General features: G+C 73.1%; 7 protein-coding genes. All 7 read left to right on the forward strand.

Annotated elements, in window-relative coordinates; all coding sequences use genetic code 11:
- Positions 1–65: 65 nt before the first annotated feature.
- Entirely contained in the window at positions 66–1,217 is a 1,152-nt protein-coding gene (locus FB391_RS01525) for a serine/threonine-protein kinase (protein WP_141892542.1), read from the forward strand.
- 17 nt (positions 1,218–1,234) lie between these two features.
- Entirely contained in the window at positions 1,235–7,387 is a 6,153-nt protein-coding gene (locus tag FB391_RS01530) for an Ig-like domain-containing protein (RefSeq protein WP_246093314.1), read from the forward strand.
- A gap of 94 nt (positions 7,388–7,481) precedes the next feature.
- Positions 7,482–8,447, forward strand: a complete 966-nt coding sequence (locus FB391_RS01535; protein ID WP_141892543.1) for an AAA family ATPase — start codon at positions 7,482–7,484, stop codon at positions 8,445–8,447.
- Positions 8,444–9,847, forward strand: a complete 1,404-nt coding sequence (locus FB391_RS01540) for a DUF58 domain-containing protein (protein ID WP_141892544.1) — start codon at positions 8,444–8,446, stop codon at positions 9,845–9,847. Before FB391_RS01535 ends, FB391_RS01540 begins: the two co-directional genes overlap by 4 nt.
- Entirely contained in the window at positions 9,844–12,459 is a 2,616-nt protein-coding gene (locus FB391_RS01545; RefSeq protein ID WP_246093315.1) for a transglutaminase TgpA family protein, read from the forward strand. Before FB391_RS01540 ends, FB391_RS01545 begins: the two co-directional genes overlap by 4 nt.
- Positions 12,456–14,144, forward strand: coding sequence for a DUF5684 domain-containing protein (locus FB391_RS19565; RefSeq protein WP_185842885.1), 1,689 nt, complete (start codon positions 12,456–12,458; stop codon positions 14,142–14,144). Before FB391_RS01545 ends, FB391_RS19565 begins: the two co-directional genes overlap by 4 nt.
- Positions 14,141–14,914 carry a hypothetical protein gene (locus tag FB391_RS01560; protein ID WP_141892547.1) on the forward strand — a complete coding sequence of 258 codons (774 nt, stop codon included), beginning with the start codon at positions 14,141–14,143 and terminating at the stop codon, positions 14,912–14,914. Before FB391_RS19565 ends, FB391_RS01560 begins: the two co-directional genes overlap by 4 nt.
- The last annotated feature ends 9 nt before the right edge of the window (positions 14,915–14,923 follow it).

Raw genomic sequence — 14,923 nt, forward strand, 5'->3', positions numbered from 1 at the left:
AGCCAGGTTTGTTGCCGCAGCGCGGCGTGCATGCAGACATCGGGTTCGGGGAAAGGGGAGGTGCGGTGGCAACGCGGCTCCCTTCGGCACCCCCGATCCTGCCCGGGCTCGCCTATATCCGCCCGCTCGGGTCGGGTGGATTCGCGGATGTCTTCCTGTACGAGCAGGACATGCCGCGCCGCAACGTCGCCGTCAAGGTCATGCCCAGCGACGTGCGCGACCCCGAGCTGCGACGCATGTTCAACGCCGAGGCGGACGTGCTCGCGCATCTGTCGGCCCACCCGTCGATCGTCACCGTCTACCAGGCGAGCATCTCGGCCGACGGCCGCCCCTACATCGTGATGGAGTTCTGTCCCGGCTCGCTGTCGCAGCGCTACCGCGTCGAGCGGATGCCGGTCGACGAGGTGCTGGCGATCGGCGTGCGCATGGCGAGCGCGCTGGAGTCCGCGCACCGCGCCGGACTGATCCATCGCGACGTCAAGCCGAGCAACATCCTCATCACGACCTTCGGGACCCCGGTGCTCGCCGACTTCGGCATCTCGGCGTCGCTGCAGCGCAAGAGCGGCGGCGAGGTCCTCGCGATGTCGATCCCGTGGAGCGCGCCCGAGGTCGTCGCCGAGCAGACGAGCGGCACCGTCGCCAGCGAGGTGTGGAGTCTCGGCGCGACCGTGTACTCGCTGCTGGCTGGCCACAGTCCGTTCGAGCGCCGGGAGCGCGGGCAGAACACGAAGGACCTCCTGCGCCGGCGCATCGCGCGGGCGTCGTACGTCGAGATCCCTCGTCACGACGTGCCGGTCGCACTGCAGACGCTTCTGGCCACCGCGATGAACCGGGACCCTGCCCGCCGCCACGACTCGGCTCGCGCCTTCGGCGAGGCGCTGCGGGCGGTGCAGGCCGAGCTCGGCCTCTCACCCACGCCGCTGGAGATCCCGGACGCGGAATGGTCGCCGGCATCCGCCCCCGTGGACTTCGCCGACTCCGGTCTGCGGGGTCCGGCACGCTCGCGCGTCGAGCGCGACCTCACCCGCAAGTCGCGCGCGGGAACCGGCGTCGCCGCGCTTGCCCGTGACGAGGACACCGAGATCTCGTCGCCCGCCCGTCGCCGCGGCCGCGAAGGACTCCGTCGCGCGCTGCCGTGGCTCATCGGCATCGGCGCGGGCCTCGTCGTCGGCGCGGGCGCCGTCGTCGTCACGCTCGTCGCGACGGGAGCGCTCTGATGGCGGAGGGACGCCGCATGCGCCGCGGCACCCTGTTCGGCCTGATCGCCGCCGGAGCCGTGGTCGCTGCGGTCGTCGGCGTGAGCGTGGTGTGGCCCGGCCTCGACGCGCAGGAGACCCCCGACGTCGACACGGCCGTGTGGGCCCTGCAGACCGGTGACGGTCGCCGCTACGCCCGCGTGAACACGTCGGTGGGCGAGCTCGACACGGTCCGCAGCATCAGCAACCCCGACCAGGTCGTGCAGACCGCCGACGGCGCGTACCTGTTCAGCGACAGTTACAGCACCATCACGCGCATCGACGAGTCCATGCCGGCCGATCTCGACGAAGAGGCGCTGCAGTCGTCGCAGAAGACCCCTGCGGGAACGACCGAGGTCGTGACGGCGGGGGACTACGCCGCCTACCTCACCGACTCAGGCGCCGTGTACGCCGGACGCCTGTCGGGCGGTCCGGCGGCGAAGCTCGACCCGTTCCCCTCGGACGACGAGAACGCGCCGCAGTACACCGCGGACGCCATCGCCGTCGACACCCGCGGCATGCTGTTCGCCTACTCCCGCGCCGACGGCTCGGTGCTGCGCTACGACATCGCCGACGCCGACGTCCGCGGCCGCGACGCGCTCGACCCCGAGGGTCTGTCGGCGCCGGCGATCACCGCCGCCGGCGACACGTGGGCGCTCGTCGACACCGAGGACGGCGACGTGTGGCTGCGGGGCCAGGATGCCGTCGAGCAGGCGCCGATGACGAGCACCGTGGTGGTCGGCGCGCCCGACGCGCGCGGCTCGAGCGTCTACCTCGCCGACGACACGACGCTCGTGCGGGTGCCGGTGGACGGTTCCGACATGCAGGTCGAGGTCGGCGGCGGCAACGGCGCCGTCGTGGGCACCCCGGCTCAGCCGGTCACGCACGACGGCGTCACCTACGCCGCGTGGCTCGGGCAGGGCGACGCGGGCGGTCTGCTGTGGCGGTCCGGGGAGGGCACGGTGCCCCTCGACTACAACGGCGAGAGCATGGGCGACGCCCGGCGACCGGCGTTCGTGGCCGGCGCCTCGGCCATGATCCTCAACGAGACGCGGTCGGGCTGGGCATGGTCGGTGCCCGATGGTGCGCTGATCACCTCGAGCCAGGACTGGACGCTCGATGACCGCACCGATCCCGACGCGGTGCCCAGCGACGAGCAGCTGCAGGTCGTCCTCGACCCGAAGCCGCCGATCGCCGAGCCGGACGCCTTCGGGGTGCGCCCCGGCGCGCTGGCGACGCTCCCGGTCCTGCTGAACGACCACGACCCCAACGAGGACGTGCTGACCATCGACCCCGCGTCGGTCGCGGGGCTGGATCCCGGGTTCGGGAGCGTGACGGTCACCGACGATGGCCAGCGCTTCGCGGTGCAGGTCGCCGCCGACGCGACAGGCTCGGCGACGTTCTCGTACGCCGTCACGGACGGCACGGCCGAGAACGGGCTCAACTCTGAGCCGACGACGGTCACGCTCGCCGTCGCGGGAGCCGGGGCCGAGTCGGCGCCCGAGTGGTGCGGCGTCGAGCGCTGCCTGGTCGAGTGGCCGCAGCCCGAGGTCGCCCTGGGCGGCACCGTGACGGTGCCGGTGCTCAACGGCTGGGTCGACCCCGAGGGCGACCCGCTGCTGCTGCTGTCGGTCGAGAACGTCAAGGGCGTCGGCAGCGTCGCGGCCACGCCGGGCGGCGACGTCGTCTACCAGCACAGCGACGACGGTCAGACCGGCGAGCAGATGATCGAGCTCGCGGTGACCGTCGCCGACACGCAGGGACAGACGGCGGTCAAGTCGCTCGTGGTGCGCGTCTCGCCGCAGCCCAAGCTCGCCGTGCAGTCGTTCGCCGTGACCGACACCGTCGCGTCGAGCATCACCGTCGACGTCGCCGAGCACGTCACCGGCACCGCCGGGACGCTGTCGCTGGACTCCGTCCGCGTCCTCGACGACGCCGCCGCGACCGCGACCGTCGTCGGCGGCTCGACGTCGTTCGACTTCACCGCAAAGGATCCCGGCACCTACCGCGTCGACTTCACGGTGACCGACGGCACGAGCGAGGCGACCGGGACGGCGCGGATGACGCTGCTGCCCGCCGATGCGCCCGCCCAGCTCGCCACGTCGCCGGTGGTGGCCTTCGTCCATCCGCAGGAAGACGCCACGCTCGAGGTGTTCGACGCCGTGTCGAACCCGACGCGACGCGTGCTGCTGCTCAGCGACGTCGTCGCGCGCGCCGACGACGGTGCCACCCTCTCGGTGGACGCCGTCGGGCAGAATCACCTGCGCGTGTCGGGGACGACGGCCGACGGGAGCCCAGGCCGCCTCGGCACCGTGACGTATCTCGTGAGCGACGGCACCGAGGATGCCGGCTCGAGCGCACAGGGCCAGGCCACCGTGTACCTGCTGCCGCCGGCTCCCGAGCTCGCACCCATCGCCGTCGACGACACCGTCGTCGTGCGGGCCGGTGCGCAGATCGACATCCCCGTCCTCGACAACGACATCTCGCCGGCGGGTGGGCGGCCGACGCTCAATCCGGCATCCGTCGCCTCGTCGACGCCGGACGCCCTCGCCTTCGCGTCCGGTGACGTGCTGCGCTACCTGGCCCCCGACGCGCCCGGCGAGTACGGCATCGACTACTCGGTGTTCACCACGGGATCGCCGTCGCTCGCCGACACCGCCACCGTGCGGGTGCAGGTGATCGACGACGACGCGAACCGCGCGCCGACCGCCGACACCATGGAGGGCCGCGTGCTCAGCGGCCAGGCCGCGCAGATCGAGTTCGACGGCTTCGGCATGGACCCCGACGGCGACGTCGTGACCCTCGACCGCATCGTGGAGCAGCCGCAGCGCGGTGCCGCGACGATCGCCGCGGACGGGGCATCCATCATCTACACGAGCGTTCCCGGCGACAAGGGCCAGGTCTCGTTCCGCTACCGCGTGGTCGACTCGTTCGGCGAGAGCGCCGAGGGCACCGTGCGCATCGGCGTGCTCGACAGCGAGGCCAACCCGAGCCCGATCACCTACACCGACTACGTGCAGGTGCAGGCGGGCGACGGCAACACGATCCGGGTGAGCCCGCTCTCGAACGACGTCGATCCGACGATGGGCACGCTGACGGTCACCGACATCCGGCCCGACGCTCCCGCAGCTCTCATGGACGGCAGCGAGAACCCCGAGTACGCGCGCCTGAACGACCGCATCCTCGACGTCGACGACGCCACGGTCGTGATCGCAGCGGGCGACGAGCCGACGACGATGTCGTTCCTGTACGACGTCGAGTCGTCCTCCGGCAACACCGGCCGCGGTCTCGTCGTGGTGCGTGTCGTACGCGAGAGCGTGCCCGACTTCCCCGTTGTCGCCGACACGAACCTCACGGTCGAGACGCGCGACGACTTCCCGCGCGGCGTGGATGTGCTGGGCGACAAGGTGACGTGGTCGGGCGGCGACGTGGGCGATCTGACGCTGTCGCTGTGGGGCGAGCCCGAGGGCGTCTCGGTCCAGGGCTCCAAGCTGCGCGGTGAGCTGCCCGAGAAGACCCGGCTGATCCCGTTCGCGGTGACCGGCGTGAACTCGGCGGGCGAGGAGGTCACCTCGTACGGATTCCTCCGTGTCCCCGGTGACGACGATCTCGCGCTGACCCTGCGAGCGGGAGCGAAGACCCCCGAGGTGACCGAGCAGGAGTCGACCACGTTCGACATGGCCGAGCTCGTCGCACGCCCCAAGGGCTCGCGGCTCGAGGTCGGCGCCGAGGTCCAGGCGTCCGGCGCGCGTCCCGAGGCCGTGTGCGCGATCGAGTCCGGCACGACCGTGCGGTACGACGCGGGCACGGGCGCGCCCTGGGTGGACGCGTGCCGGGTGCAGGTCCGGCTCGACGGCAAGACCGACTGGACGTACCTGTCGGTGCCGGTCACGGTGAAGCCGCGCGACCCCCAGCCCGAGCTGCGTCCGGCCTCGATCACGGTCGGTCCGGGCGAGACGGCGACATACGACCTGAAGACGATGACGACGTGGCAGCTGCGTGCGGACTGGGACGGCATCGCCTACGCCACCGAGCACTCCGGCGCCGGGTTCGAGGTCACGCAGAACGGCTCCACCCTCACCGTCACGGGCGCCGACCGCGCCGTGCCGGGGTCGGAGGAGGTCGTGATGGTGTCGGTGACGAGCCACCCGGCCGTCGCGCCGGCGCGCCTCATCCTGCGGGTGGGGGCGGCGCCGTCGACGCTGCCCCAGGGCGGCTCGGTCGTGAAGCAGTGCACGCAGGCCTCGGGCTCGTCGTGCGGCATCCCGGTCATCGGGGCGAGCGGAGAGGTCAACCCGCTGCCCGGCACCCCGCTCGAACTCGTCTCTGTGCAGCCCACCGGCGCGTGCGCGGGCGTGAGCTTCGCGGTGGCGTCGGCGACCTCGGTCACCGCGTCGTGGACGGGGGACGCGCCCGGTGCGACCTGCACGGCCTCGTTCTCGGTCCGCGACGCCCAGGGCCGCATCACCAACTCCGAGCGCGACGGCCGCGTGCTGCTGGATCTGCTCGGCTACCCCAAGTCGCCGGCGAGCGTGTCGCAGGCCTCGTACGCCAACGGCACCGCGACGCTGCGGGTCGACCCCGGCGAGGCCCGCCTGGCCTACCCGGCGCTGACGGGCTTCGTCATCCGCTGGAACGGGCAGGAGGTCGCCCGCTGCACCGCGAACGGTGTGTGCCCCGCGATCCCGGCGCCCAACGGCGAGCAGCGCACCTACGAGGCGTGGGCGGTCAACTCCGTCGGCGAGTCGAAGTCGAGCGTGCGCACCGTGGCCTGGGCGTACGACGCGCCGCCGGCGCCGCAGCGCGTGACGGCCGAGCCCGTCGTGACCGGTGACGGCCAGGGCGGCATCGTCTCGCTCGTGATCGACGGCATCGACACCGGATCCACCGGCAGCCTCGAGATCAAGAGCGACACCGGCGAGACGGTCCGGGTGCCGGTGAACGGCAACCGGCCCACGGTCGACGTGCCGTGGTACCGCGTCGGCACGAATCAGGCGACCCTCGTGAGGATCACGCCGTACTCGAGGTTCGAGCTTCCGCCGGGACTCGGCGGAAGCACGTCGGGCGGCACGGTGACGGTCACGACGAACGGCGTCGGCGCGCCGCAGTCCCCGTACCTCACGCTCACCTCCGCGTCCAACGGCGACGGCACCTCGACGATCACGGCTGCCGCCTCGGCGAACCGCAACGGCGACGGATCCACGCTCGAGTTCGGCGTCGTCCAGGACGGCCAGCGCTGTGTCGCCGAAGAGCCCGCGAACAGCGGCACCGACACCTCGTTCCGGGCCCAGTTCGTGGTGGACGACGGCAACGAGTACACGTACCGCGTCTGCGTCGAATCGGTCTGGGGCGACCGCTCGTACGGTCGAGCCGAGTCGACAGCGAGCACCCGTGCGCAGCAGTCGGGCAAGGCTCCGCGTGATTACACCTTCGTGGTCGGCGCCCAGCCGCGCGACAGCGGCAGCCGCTTCGAATGGGTCATCACGGCGCCCCCCACGTCTCCGGAGCGGCCCCCGCGCAACAACGAGGTGCAGTTCTCGAACTTCCCGAACAACACGATCTTCGACAACGACCCGGGCATCCAGGTGTGGTACCACCACCAGTTCTGGGGCTACGACTCGGCCAGGGCGACGGTGACCCCTGCCGCGGGAAGTGCGCCGTACCAGGTGTGGGCGAACTGGAGCATCGGCGCGTGCGCGGGCGGCCAGACGCTGGCACTCGGCGGCAACTCGTCGGCCATCGGCGGCAAGAAGGCGGCGATCACGTGGAGCGACGCGAGCGTCGTCTTCCGTGCGAAGAACGGCCGTCAGCTCACCTATGAGGGCGGCTGGAAGGTGCCGGCGGGCACCGCGACGATCGAGGGTCTCAAGTGGACCGCCTCGTGGGGCGCGTACGGACTGAACGACGCGAGCCGGACCTTCGGCGTCACGAACTGCACCCCCAACGAACCGCTGCCGACCGGCGTCGTCGCGGGTTCCCCCGGGTACTTCACGCCCGACTACGCCCGTCTCCCGGGCAACCTCAGCGAACTCCGCTCGCTCGGGGCGCTGGGGCAGACCACCGCCTGGACGCCGGGGCAGTACGTGTCGCTCGGTGACGACAGCGAGGCGTACTGGAACGGCACCACCTGGATACGCGATCGAGCCCCGTAGCCCGCTGAGCGGAACAGACGCCTGAACCCGGGCCGCCCCGCCACCCAGGGCCGCGGCATCCACTCTCCCTCCCCGAACCAAGGACGACAACGACATGACCATCACGCAGGAGCAGGCCGACTGGTTCGCGCAGACGTTCGGCCAGATCGCCGACAACGTCGAGCGCGCGGTGCTGGGCAAGCGCCACGTGGTCGAGCTCGTGCTCACGGCGATGCTGAGCGACGGCCACGTGCTGCTGGAGGACGTGCCGGGGACGGGCAAGACGTCGCTCGCCCGCGCCATGGGGCAGTCGGTGCAGGGCACCAACACGCGCATCCAGTTCACGCCCGACCTGCTGCCGAGCGACATCACGGGCCTGAGCGTCTACGACCAGAAGGAGGGCGTGTTCGAGTTCCACGCCGGGCCGATCTTCGCCAACATCGTGCTGGCGGACGAGATCAACCGGGCGAGCCCGAAGACGCAGTCGGCGCTGCTGGAGGTCATGGAGGAGGGGCGCGTCACGATCGACGGCGTCTCGCGTCCGGTCGGCGTGCCGTTCCTCGTGCTGGCGACGCAGAACCCCGTCGAGCAGGCCGGCACCTATCGGCTTCCCGAGGCGCAGCTCGACCGGTTCATGATGCGCACGTCGCTGGGGTACCCGGATCACGCCGCGACCGTGCGGATCCTCGACGGCGCGGCCGTCGCGACCGCCGAGCTCACCCCGATCATCACGCCGCAGGCGCTCGTGGGCATGGCCGATCTCGGCGCCCAGGTCTACGTCGACGCACTCGTGCTGGACTACATCGCACGCCTCGTCGACAGCACCCGCACGGCCGACGAGGTGCGCCTGGGCGTCAGCATCCGCGGCGCGCTCGCCCTCACCCGCGCGGCGCGCACGCGCGCCGCGTCGCAGGGCCGCACCTACGCGACGCCGGACGACGTGAAGGCGCTGGCCGTGCCGGTGCTCTCGCACCGCCTGATCCTGCACCCCGAGGCCGAGTTCGACGGCGTCACGCAAGAGACCGTCGTCGGGCAGGTGCTGCTCGACGTCGCCCCGCCCTCACGTCGCGAGACCGCATGACGCTCGAAGAGTCGCGGCTCACCCGCACCGTCCACTCCACCGGCACGGCCGGTCGCACCGGCGCGTCCGGACGCACGCACGTCACCGCGACGAGCACGGCGTTCGGCACCGGGCGGTCGCGCCGGTCGCGTGCCTTCGTGCGCGCGGCGGTGTGGTGGACGGGTGTGTGGCGCGCCGCCGGCTCGGGCATCCGCACCGCGGCCGAGTGGTCGGCCGAGACGATCCGGCCCGCCGGCGCGCTCGTCGCGTTCGCGGCGACCATCGGGCTGGTGCTCGGGATGCTGTTCGGCTGGGTCGAATGGATGGTCGCGGGTGCGGCATCCGTGCTCCTGCTGCTGGCGGCGATCCCATTCCTCTTCGGGGCGCGTTCGTACGACGTCGACCTGACGCTCACGCACGAGCGGGTCGTGGCGGGGGACGACGTGGCCGGCGAGATCGTGGTGCGCAACGACGGGCACCGCCTGTCGCTGCCCGGGCGCATCGACATCCCGGTCGGCGCGGGGCTCGTGGAGTTCGGGGTGCCGCTGCTGCGGCCCGGCCACCACATCTCCCAGCCGCTCGACATCCCCGGCATGCGGCGGGGGATCGTGACGGTGGGACCGGCGACGACGGTGCGCAGCGACCCCATCGGGCTGCTGCACCGCGAGCGTGCGTTCGAGGACGTGCACGAGGTCTACGTCCACCCCCGGACGACATCGCTGCCGTCGACGAGCGCCGGACTCATCCGCGACCTCGAGGGCAACCCGACACGTCGGCTCGTCGACGCCGACATGTCGTTCCACGCGATCCGCGAATACGCGCCCGGGGACTCCCGCCGGCAGATCCACTGGAAGTCGACGGCCAAGACGGGCCGCCTGATGGTGCGGCAGTACGAGGAGTCGCGGCGCTCGCGCATGGCCGTCGTGCTGGCGGTGTCCGAGGCCGAGTACGCCGACTCCGACGAGTTCGAGCTGGCCGTCTCGTGCGCGGCATCGCTGGGGCTGCGCGCCGTGCACGACGCCCGTGACGTGCAGATCGTCGTCGGCTCCGAGATCCCGCGGGTGGTCCGCGGCCGGCTGCGCGCGAACCGGCACATCCCGTCGGCGGCGCCCCGGCCGATGCTCGACGGCTTCAGCGGCGTCGACCTGCTCGAGAGCACCATGCCGGTGGGCGACGTGTGCCGCCTGACCGCGGAGTCGGGCGAGCGCCTGTCGATCGCGTTCGTCGTGGTCGGCTCGCGCGTGCCTCTCACACGTCTGCAGCAGGCGGCTCTCGCGTTCCCCGCCGACACCGAGGTCGTCGGCCTCATCTGCGACGAGCGCGCCCACCCGCGTATGCAGCCGGTCTCGGGCATGACCGTGCTGACGGTCGGAACGCTCGACGACCTCGCGGGCCTGCTGCTGCGAGGAGCGACATCGTGAGCGCGGGCATGGTGCCGGGCGCTCCGGGGACGGGCAAGGTCCCCGTCGGGGGCGCGAGAGTGGATGCCGCATCCCCCGGCGACCCGTCGGACCGCCGCGCGGCGCCCCGTCTCTTCGTGCCGCGCATCGCCGCCGGCGCCGTCTTCACGCTGCTGATCGTCGTCGTGGCCGCCGTCGCGGCCTGGCCCATCTACCGCTCGGGAAGCTTCCTGCTGCTCGTCGCCGTCGGCTCCGTCCTGGGCGGCGCCATCGCCGCGGTCGCGTGGTGGCGACGCTGGAACGCCGCGATCGTCGCGGGCGTGCTCGCCGTCACGGTCGTGCTCGTCGGCGTGCCGCTCGCGGTGCCTTCGCGGCTGGGCGCGGTGCCCGAGCTCGTGCGCGGCCTCGCCGAGCTCGCGAACGGCCTCGTGTTCGCGTGGAAGGACCTCGTGACGGTCGAGCTGCCGGTCGGCTCGTACCGCAATCTGCTCGTGCCGGCGCTCGTGGTGTTCCTGATCGGCACGTGCCTCGTCCTGCTGCTGGCATGGCGCGACGACCGCGCCGCCTACCTCGCGGTGCCGGTGGCGCTCGGCATGGTGTCGTTCGGCCTGTTCTTCGGCCGCACGTCCGTCAGCGCGCCTCTCACGCTCGGTCCCGTGACGCTGTACGCCCCGATCGAGACCGCCATCGGCGTCGCTGGTCTGCTTACGTGTCTGCTGTGGCTCGCCTGGCGGACGCACGACCAGCGCATCCGGGCACTCCAGCGGGCCGCGGCTTCCAGCGGCGTGCGCATCTCGCGCCGGCCCACCGGGGCCGATCGCCGCCGCACCGTGCTCGGCACGGGCATGGTCGTGGGTGCGCTCGTCATCGCGATCGCCGTCGTGCCGTACGCCGCGCGGGGCGCAGACCGCGATGTCCTGCGCTCGGCCGTCGGTCCGGACATCGACCTCTCGGCAGAGGTGAGCCCGCTCGCGCAGTACCGGTCGCTGTTCGCCGACGACCGCGCCGGCGACGTGCTGTTCACCGTCGAGGCGGCCTCGGGCGCGCTGCCCGAGCGCGTGCGCATCGCGACCCTCGACGCCTACGACGGCGAGGTGTTCCGCTCCGGCGGCGAGGGCGCGGTCGACGCCGGCCGCTTCGTCCGGGTGCCCTCGACCCTCGACGCCGGCGAGGGTGACGAGGTCGCGCTCACGATCGAGATCGGCACGTGGGACGAGATCTGGATGCCGACCGCCGGCCGCCTGCAGGCGGTCGACTTCGACGGCGACCGGGCCGCGTCGCTCGCCGATCGCTTCTACTACAACGCCTCGGCGGCCGCCGGCGTGCAGACCGCCGGCGGAGGTCTCGCCGCCGGCGACTCGTATGTCGTGCATGCGGTCACCCCGGCGTCGGCCGAGCTGGACGGGCTGAAGGCGCCCGGAAGCCAGGGCGGCGTGGCCGCGCCCGACAGCCTGCGCACGTGGATGGACCAGCATGCGACGGGGTCGGACGGCGCGGAGCTCGCCGGTCTCGTGAAGCTGCTGCGCGAGCGGGGCTACCTGAGCCACGGGCTCAGCGAGGGCGAGAGCGCGCCGGCGTGGACGCAGGCACTGGGCGACTACGCGTTCCAGCCGAGCGCGTCGGGCCACTCGCTCGCGCGCATCGACACGATGTTCTCGCGCCTGCTGGAGCGCGAGAGCGACCCGCGCGCCGAGGTCTCCGGCAACTACGTCGCGGCGATCGGCGACGACGAGCAGTTCGCCGTGGCGGTCGCGCTCATGGCCCGCGAACTCGGCTTCCCGTCCCGCGTCGTGCTGGGCGCGCGTCTGACGAGTGCCGACCCGGAGCTGTCGGTGTGCGACGACGGCGCCTGCCGTGCCGAGGATCTCACCGCGTGGACCGAGGTGCAGGCGGCCGACGGCAGCTGGACCGCCATCGACGTCACGCCGCAGTACCGCGAGAGCCCGAGCCTCGACGTCACCGAGCAGCGCGACCCCGAGAACGTCACGGAGGTCCGCCCCGACACGGTGGAAGAGGTCGTGCCGCCCGACCCGACACAGGAGGACTCCGCGTCGGATGACCAGGACGAGCAGCAGACCGCGCTGGACCTGGCGTGGCTGTGGCCCATCCTGCGGATCGGCGGCATCGCCCTGCTCGTGCTGCTGCTCGCGTTCGGCCCCTTCCTCGCGATCGTGTGGGCCAAGGCCGCGCGTCGGCGTCGTCGTCGCCGGAGCGGCACCCCGGCGACGCAGGTCGCCGGGGGCTGGGACGAGTACGTCGACGCGGCGATCGACAGCGGCCGCACCGCGGGGCGCACCCTCACCCGCAGCGAGCTCGCCGCATCGTTCGCGACGCCCGCGGGCGCCGGACTCGCACGCGAGGCGGACCGTGCCGTGTTCTCGCCCGCCGAGATGTCGGACGACGACGCCGCGGGCTACTGGCGCGCCGTCGACGAGGAGCGCCGCGGGATCCGTCGCGAGGCGGGTTTCTGGAGCGCCGCCGGTGCGGCAATATCGTTGAGGTCGTTGCTCCGCCCGCTGAAGCCCGAAGCGGGCTCACGCGCTCGATCCGCTGACCAGGCCCGATCCGCCGATCAGGCCCGAATCGCCGAAAGGGGGAGACGACGGGCCGAGCCCGTGCGTCCCACGCCATGAACGCCACCGATCCCACCGCAGCCCTCGTCGGGTCGCTGATCAGCCTGCTGCTGTCTGCGGCCGTGTACGTCTGGATCGCGCTGGCCCTGTCAGCGGTGTTCCGCAAGTCCGGGGTCGAGTCGTGGAAGGCGTGGGTGCCGATCCTCAACTCCGTCGTGCTGCTGCAGCTCGCGGGCCTGTCGGGCTGGTGGCTCCTCGTCGCCTTCGTCCCGGTGCTGGGCGCCATCGTGCTGGTGGTGGTGTTCGTGTTCGTCGTCTACCGCCTCAGCGTCGCGTTCGGCTTCGGCGTCGGCATGACCGTCCTGGGCGTGCTCGTCTTCCCCGTCTGGGCGTCGGTGATCGGCTGGGGGAGCGCCCGCTGGGTCGGAAGAGAAGTTGTCCCCACGCCTTCTCCACGCGCCGCTGACGCGTCGCGCGGAGCCTCCGGGCGCGTGGGCCCAGCCGCCTCCCGGCGTGCTGCCGAAGCAGCCGCGGGGCTCCCGCCGCTGCCGGCGTTCCCCACGCCGGCGTCGCGCGCGGGCGCGACGGCCGCGTTCCCCGCACCGGCGGCGGATCCCGCCGTGAGCGGCTTCGCGCCCCCGCCCGCCTACACGCCGCCGGCACCCGCCGCCCCGGCTCCAGCTCCGGCTGCCGCCGCGCCCGCCGCACCGGAGACGATGCCGGCTCCGGTCGTGCCCGCTCCCGCTCCCGCCGCCCCTGCCCCGGCCGCTCCTGCGGCGGCCGCCTCTCCTGCTCCCGCGGTGTCCGCCGCGCCCGTCGTGGTGCCCCCGCCCGGTGGATGGACGCCGCCGCCGCTGCCCGGCCGACCGGTGTCGGCCGCAGCCGCCGAAGCGGCTCTGGACGGCGCGCCGGTGCCCGAGGCATCCCCGGCCTCCTCGGGCGACACGGACGCGTGGCAGGGATTCGGGCTCGACACCACCGACCACAGCGCCGAGGTGACGGGCGCCTTCCCGGGCGCTCCCGCGCCGATCTCGGCGGTGCCCTCGTCCGGCCCCGAGGCGATCCCCGCTGTCCCGGCCGCGTATGAGGTGCCCGAGGCGCCCGAGAGGTACGCGCCGAAGCCGTCGTCGCCGGCCACACCCGGCGAGGGCATCATGCGCCCGCCGGTGACCGACGTGCCGCTCCCGGCGATCACGGGCGAGGACCGCGAGCCGTGGGCCCCTGCGCACTCTCCGATGCCGGAGGCGGACGCGTTCCCGGAGGCATCCGGCCCGGTCTCGGCCGTCACGGGCGCTGCCGGTGCCGGCATCCCGTTCGCGGCGCGCTCGTCGGTGTCTGCGCAGCACACCAGGCCCGAGGTGCCGGACGACGACGAGCAGGACGTGTTCGACGAGACCGTCATCGCTCGTCGCAAGCGCACGGAGTGGACGCTGCTTCCTCCCACCGGCGACCCGGTGGCCCTCACGTCCGACGTCGTGATCCTCGGACGCCGCCCGTCGGCGGACGCCGAGTTCCCGACCGCGCAGCTCGTCCCGATCCAGGACGGCACGGTGTCGAAGACCCATGCCCGGCTGCAGCTGCGCGACGACCGCTGGTACGTCGTGGACCTCGACTCCACCAACGGCGTCCTGTTCGCGACGGTCATGGGCACCGAAGTCGAGGCGACCCCCGGCGTCGAGGTCGAGGCGGGTGACCGCTTCCTGCTCGGCGACGCCGAGGTCCGGCTGCAGCGGAGCGACGGGTGATCGTCCCCGAGCCCGACGACGAGCTGACGCATCGCGCGGCGCCGCGTCCGGCGTCCGACGTGCCCGACGAGTCCACCGTGCTGTCGACGCGACGTCGCGCACCGCACCCGGCGGCCGATGACGGCCTCGACGAGCACACCGTCCTCTCGACCCGACGCGGTGTCGTGCCCGACGACGCCACGGTGCTGTCGGCGCGCAGGGCGCCGTCGCCGGCGCCCGAAGAGCTCGACGACGACACGGTGCTGGCGCCCCGACGTGCCTCCGCGCCGGTCGAGGGCGACGAGCTGGACGACCGCACCGCGCTCGCGCCGCGTCGCACGCCGGTGCCCCCGCAGCCTGACGATCTCGACGCCACCTCGATCGCCGGACGCCGCCCCACGGCGCCCGAGCCCTTTTCGGGGACCTCGGCGCCGTCCGAGACGCGCACCACGGGCGGGACGACGATCGAGGACCGCACCGACGAGACCGTGCTGCGCTCGGTGCGCCGCGCCGCCCCGGCGGCACCGCCTGCCGGCCCCGGCGCCCCGCCGGTCGCGCGTCGCGCCGCCTACGTGCCGGGCGACGAGACGCCGGACCGTCGGGCGCCGCGATCGGTCGCACCGGTGGTGGCGGCCCGGACCGTCGTCGCACCGCCGTCGTCCGTCACGCCTCCTCCGGCCGCGGACGGCACCGCGACGCGTCGTCGTCGCCGCCGTGCGCTGATCGCGGTCGCCGTGTCCGTCGTGGTGCTCGCCGCCGCCGTCGTCGCGCTCGTGCTGCTGCTGACCTGAACCGAGGAT

The sequence above is a fragment of the Microbacterium kyungheense genome, assembly GCF_006783905.1.
Lineage (GTDB): Bacteria > Actinomycetota > Actinomycetes > Actinomycetales > Microbacteriaceae > Microbacterium > Microbacterium kyungheense.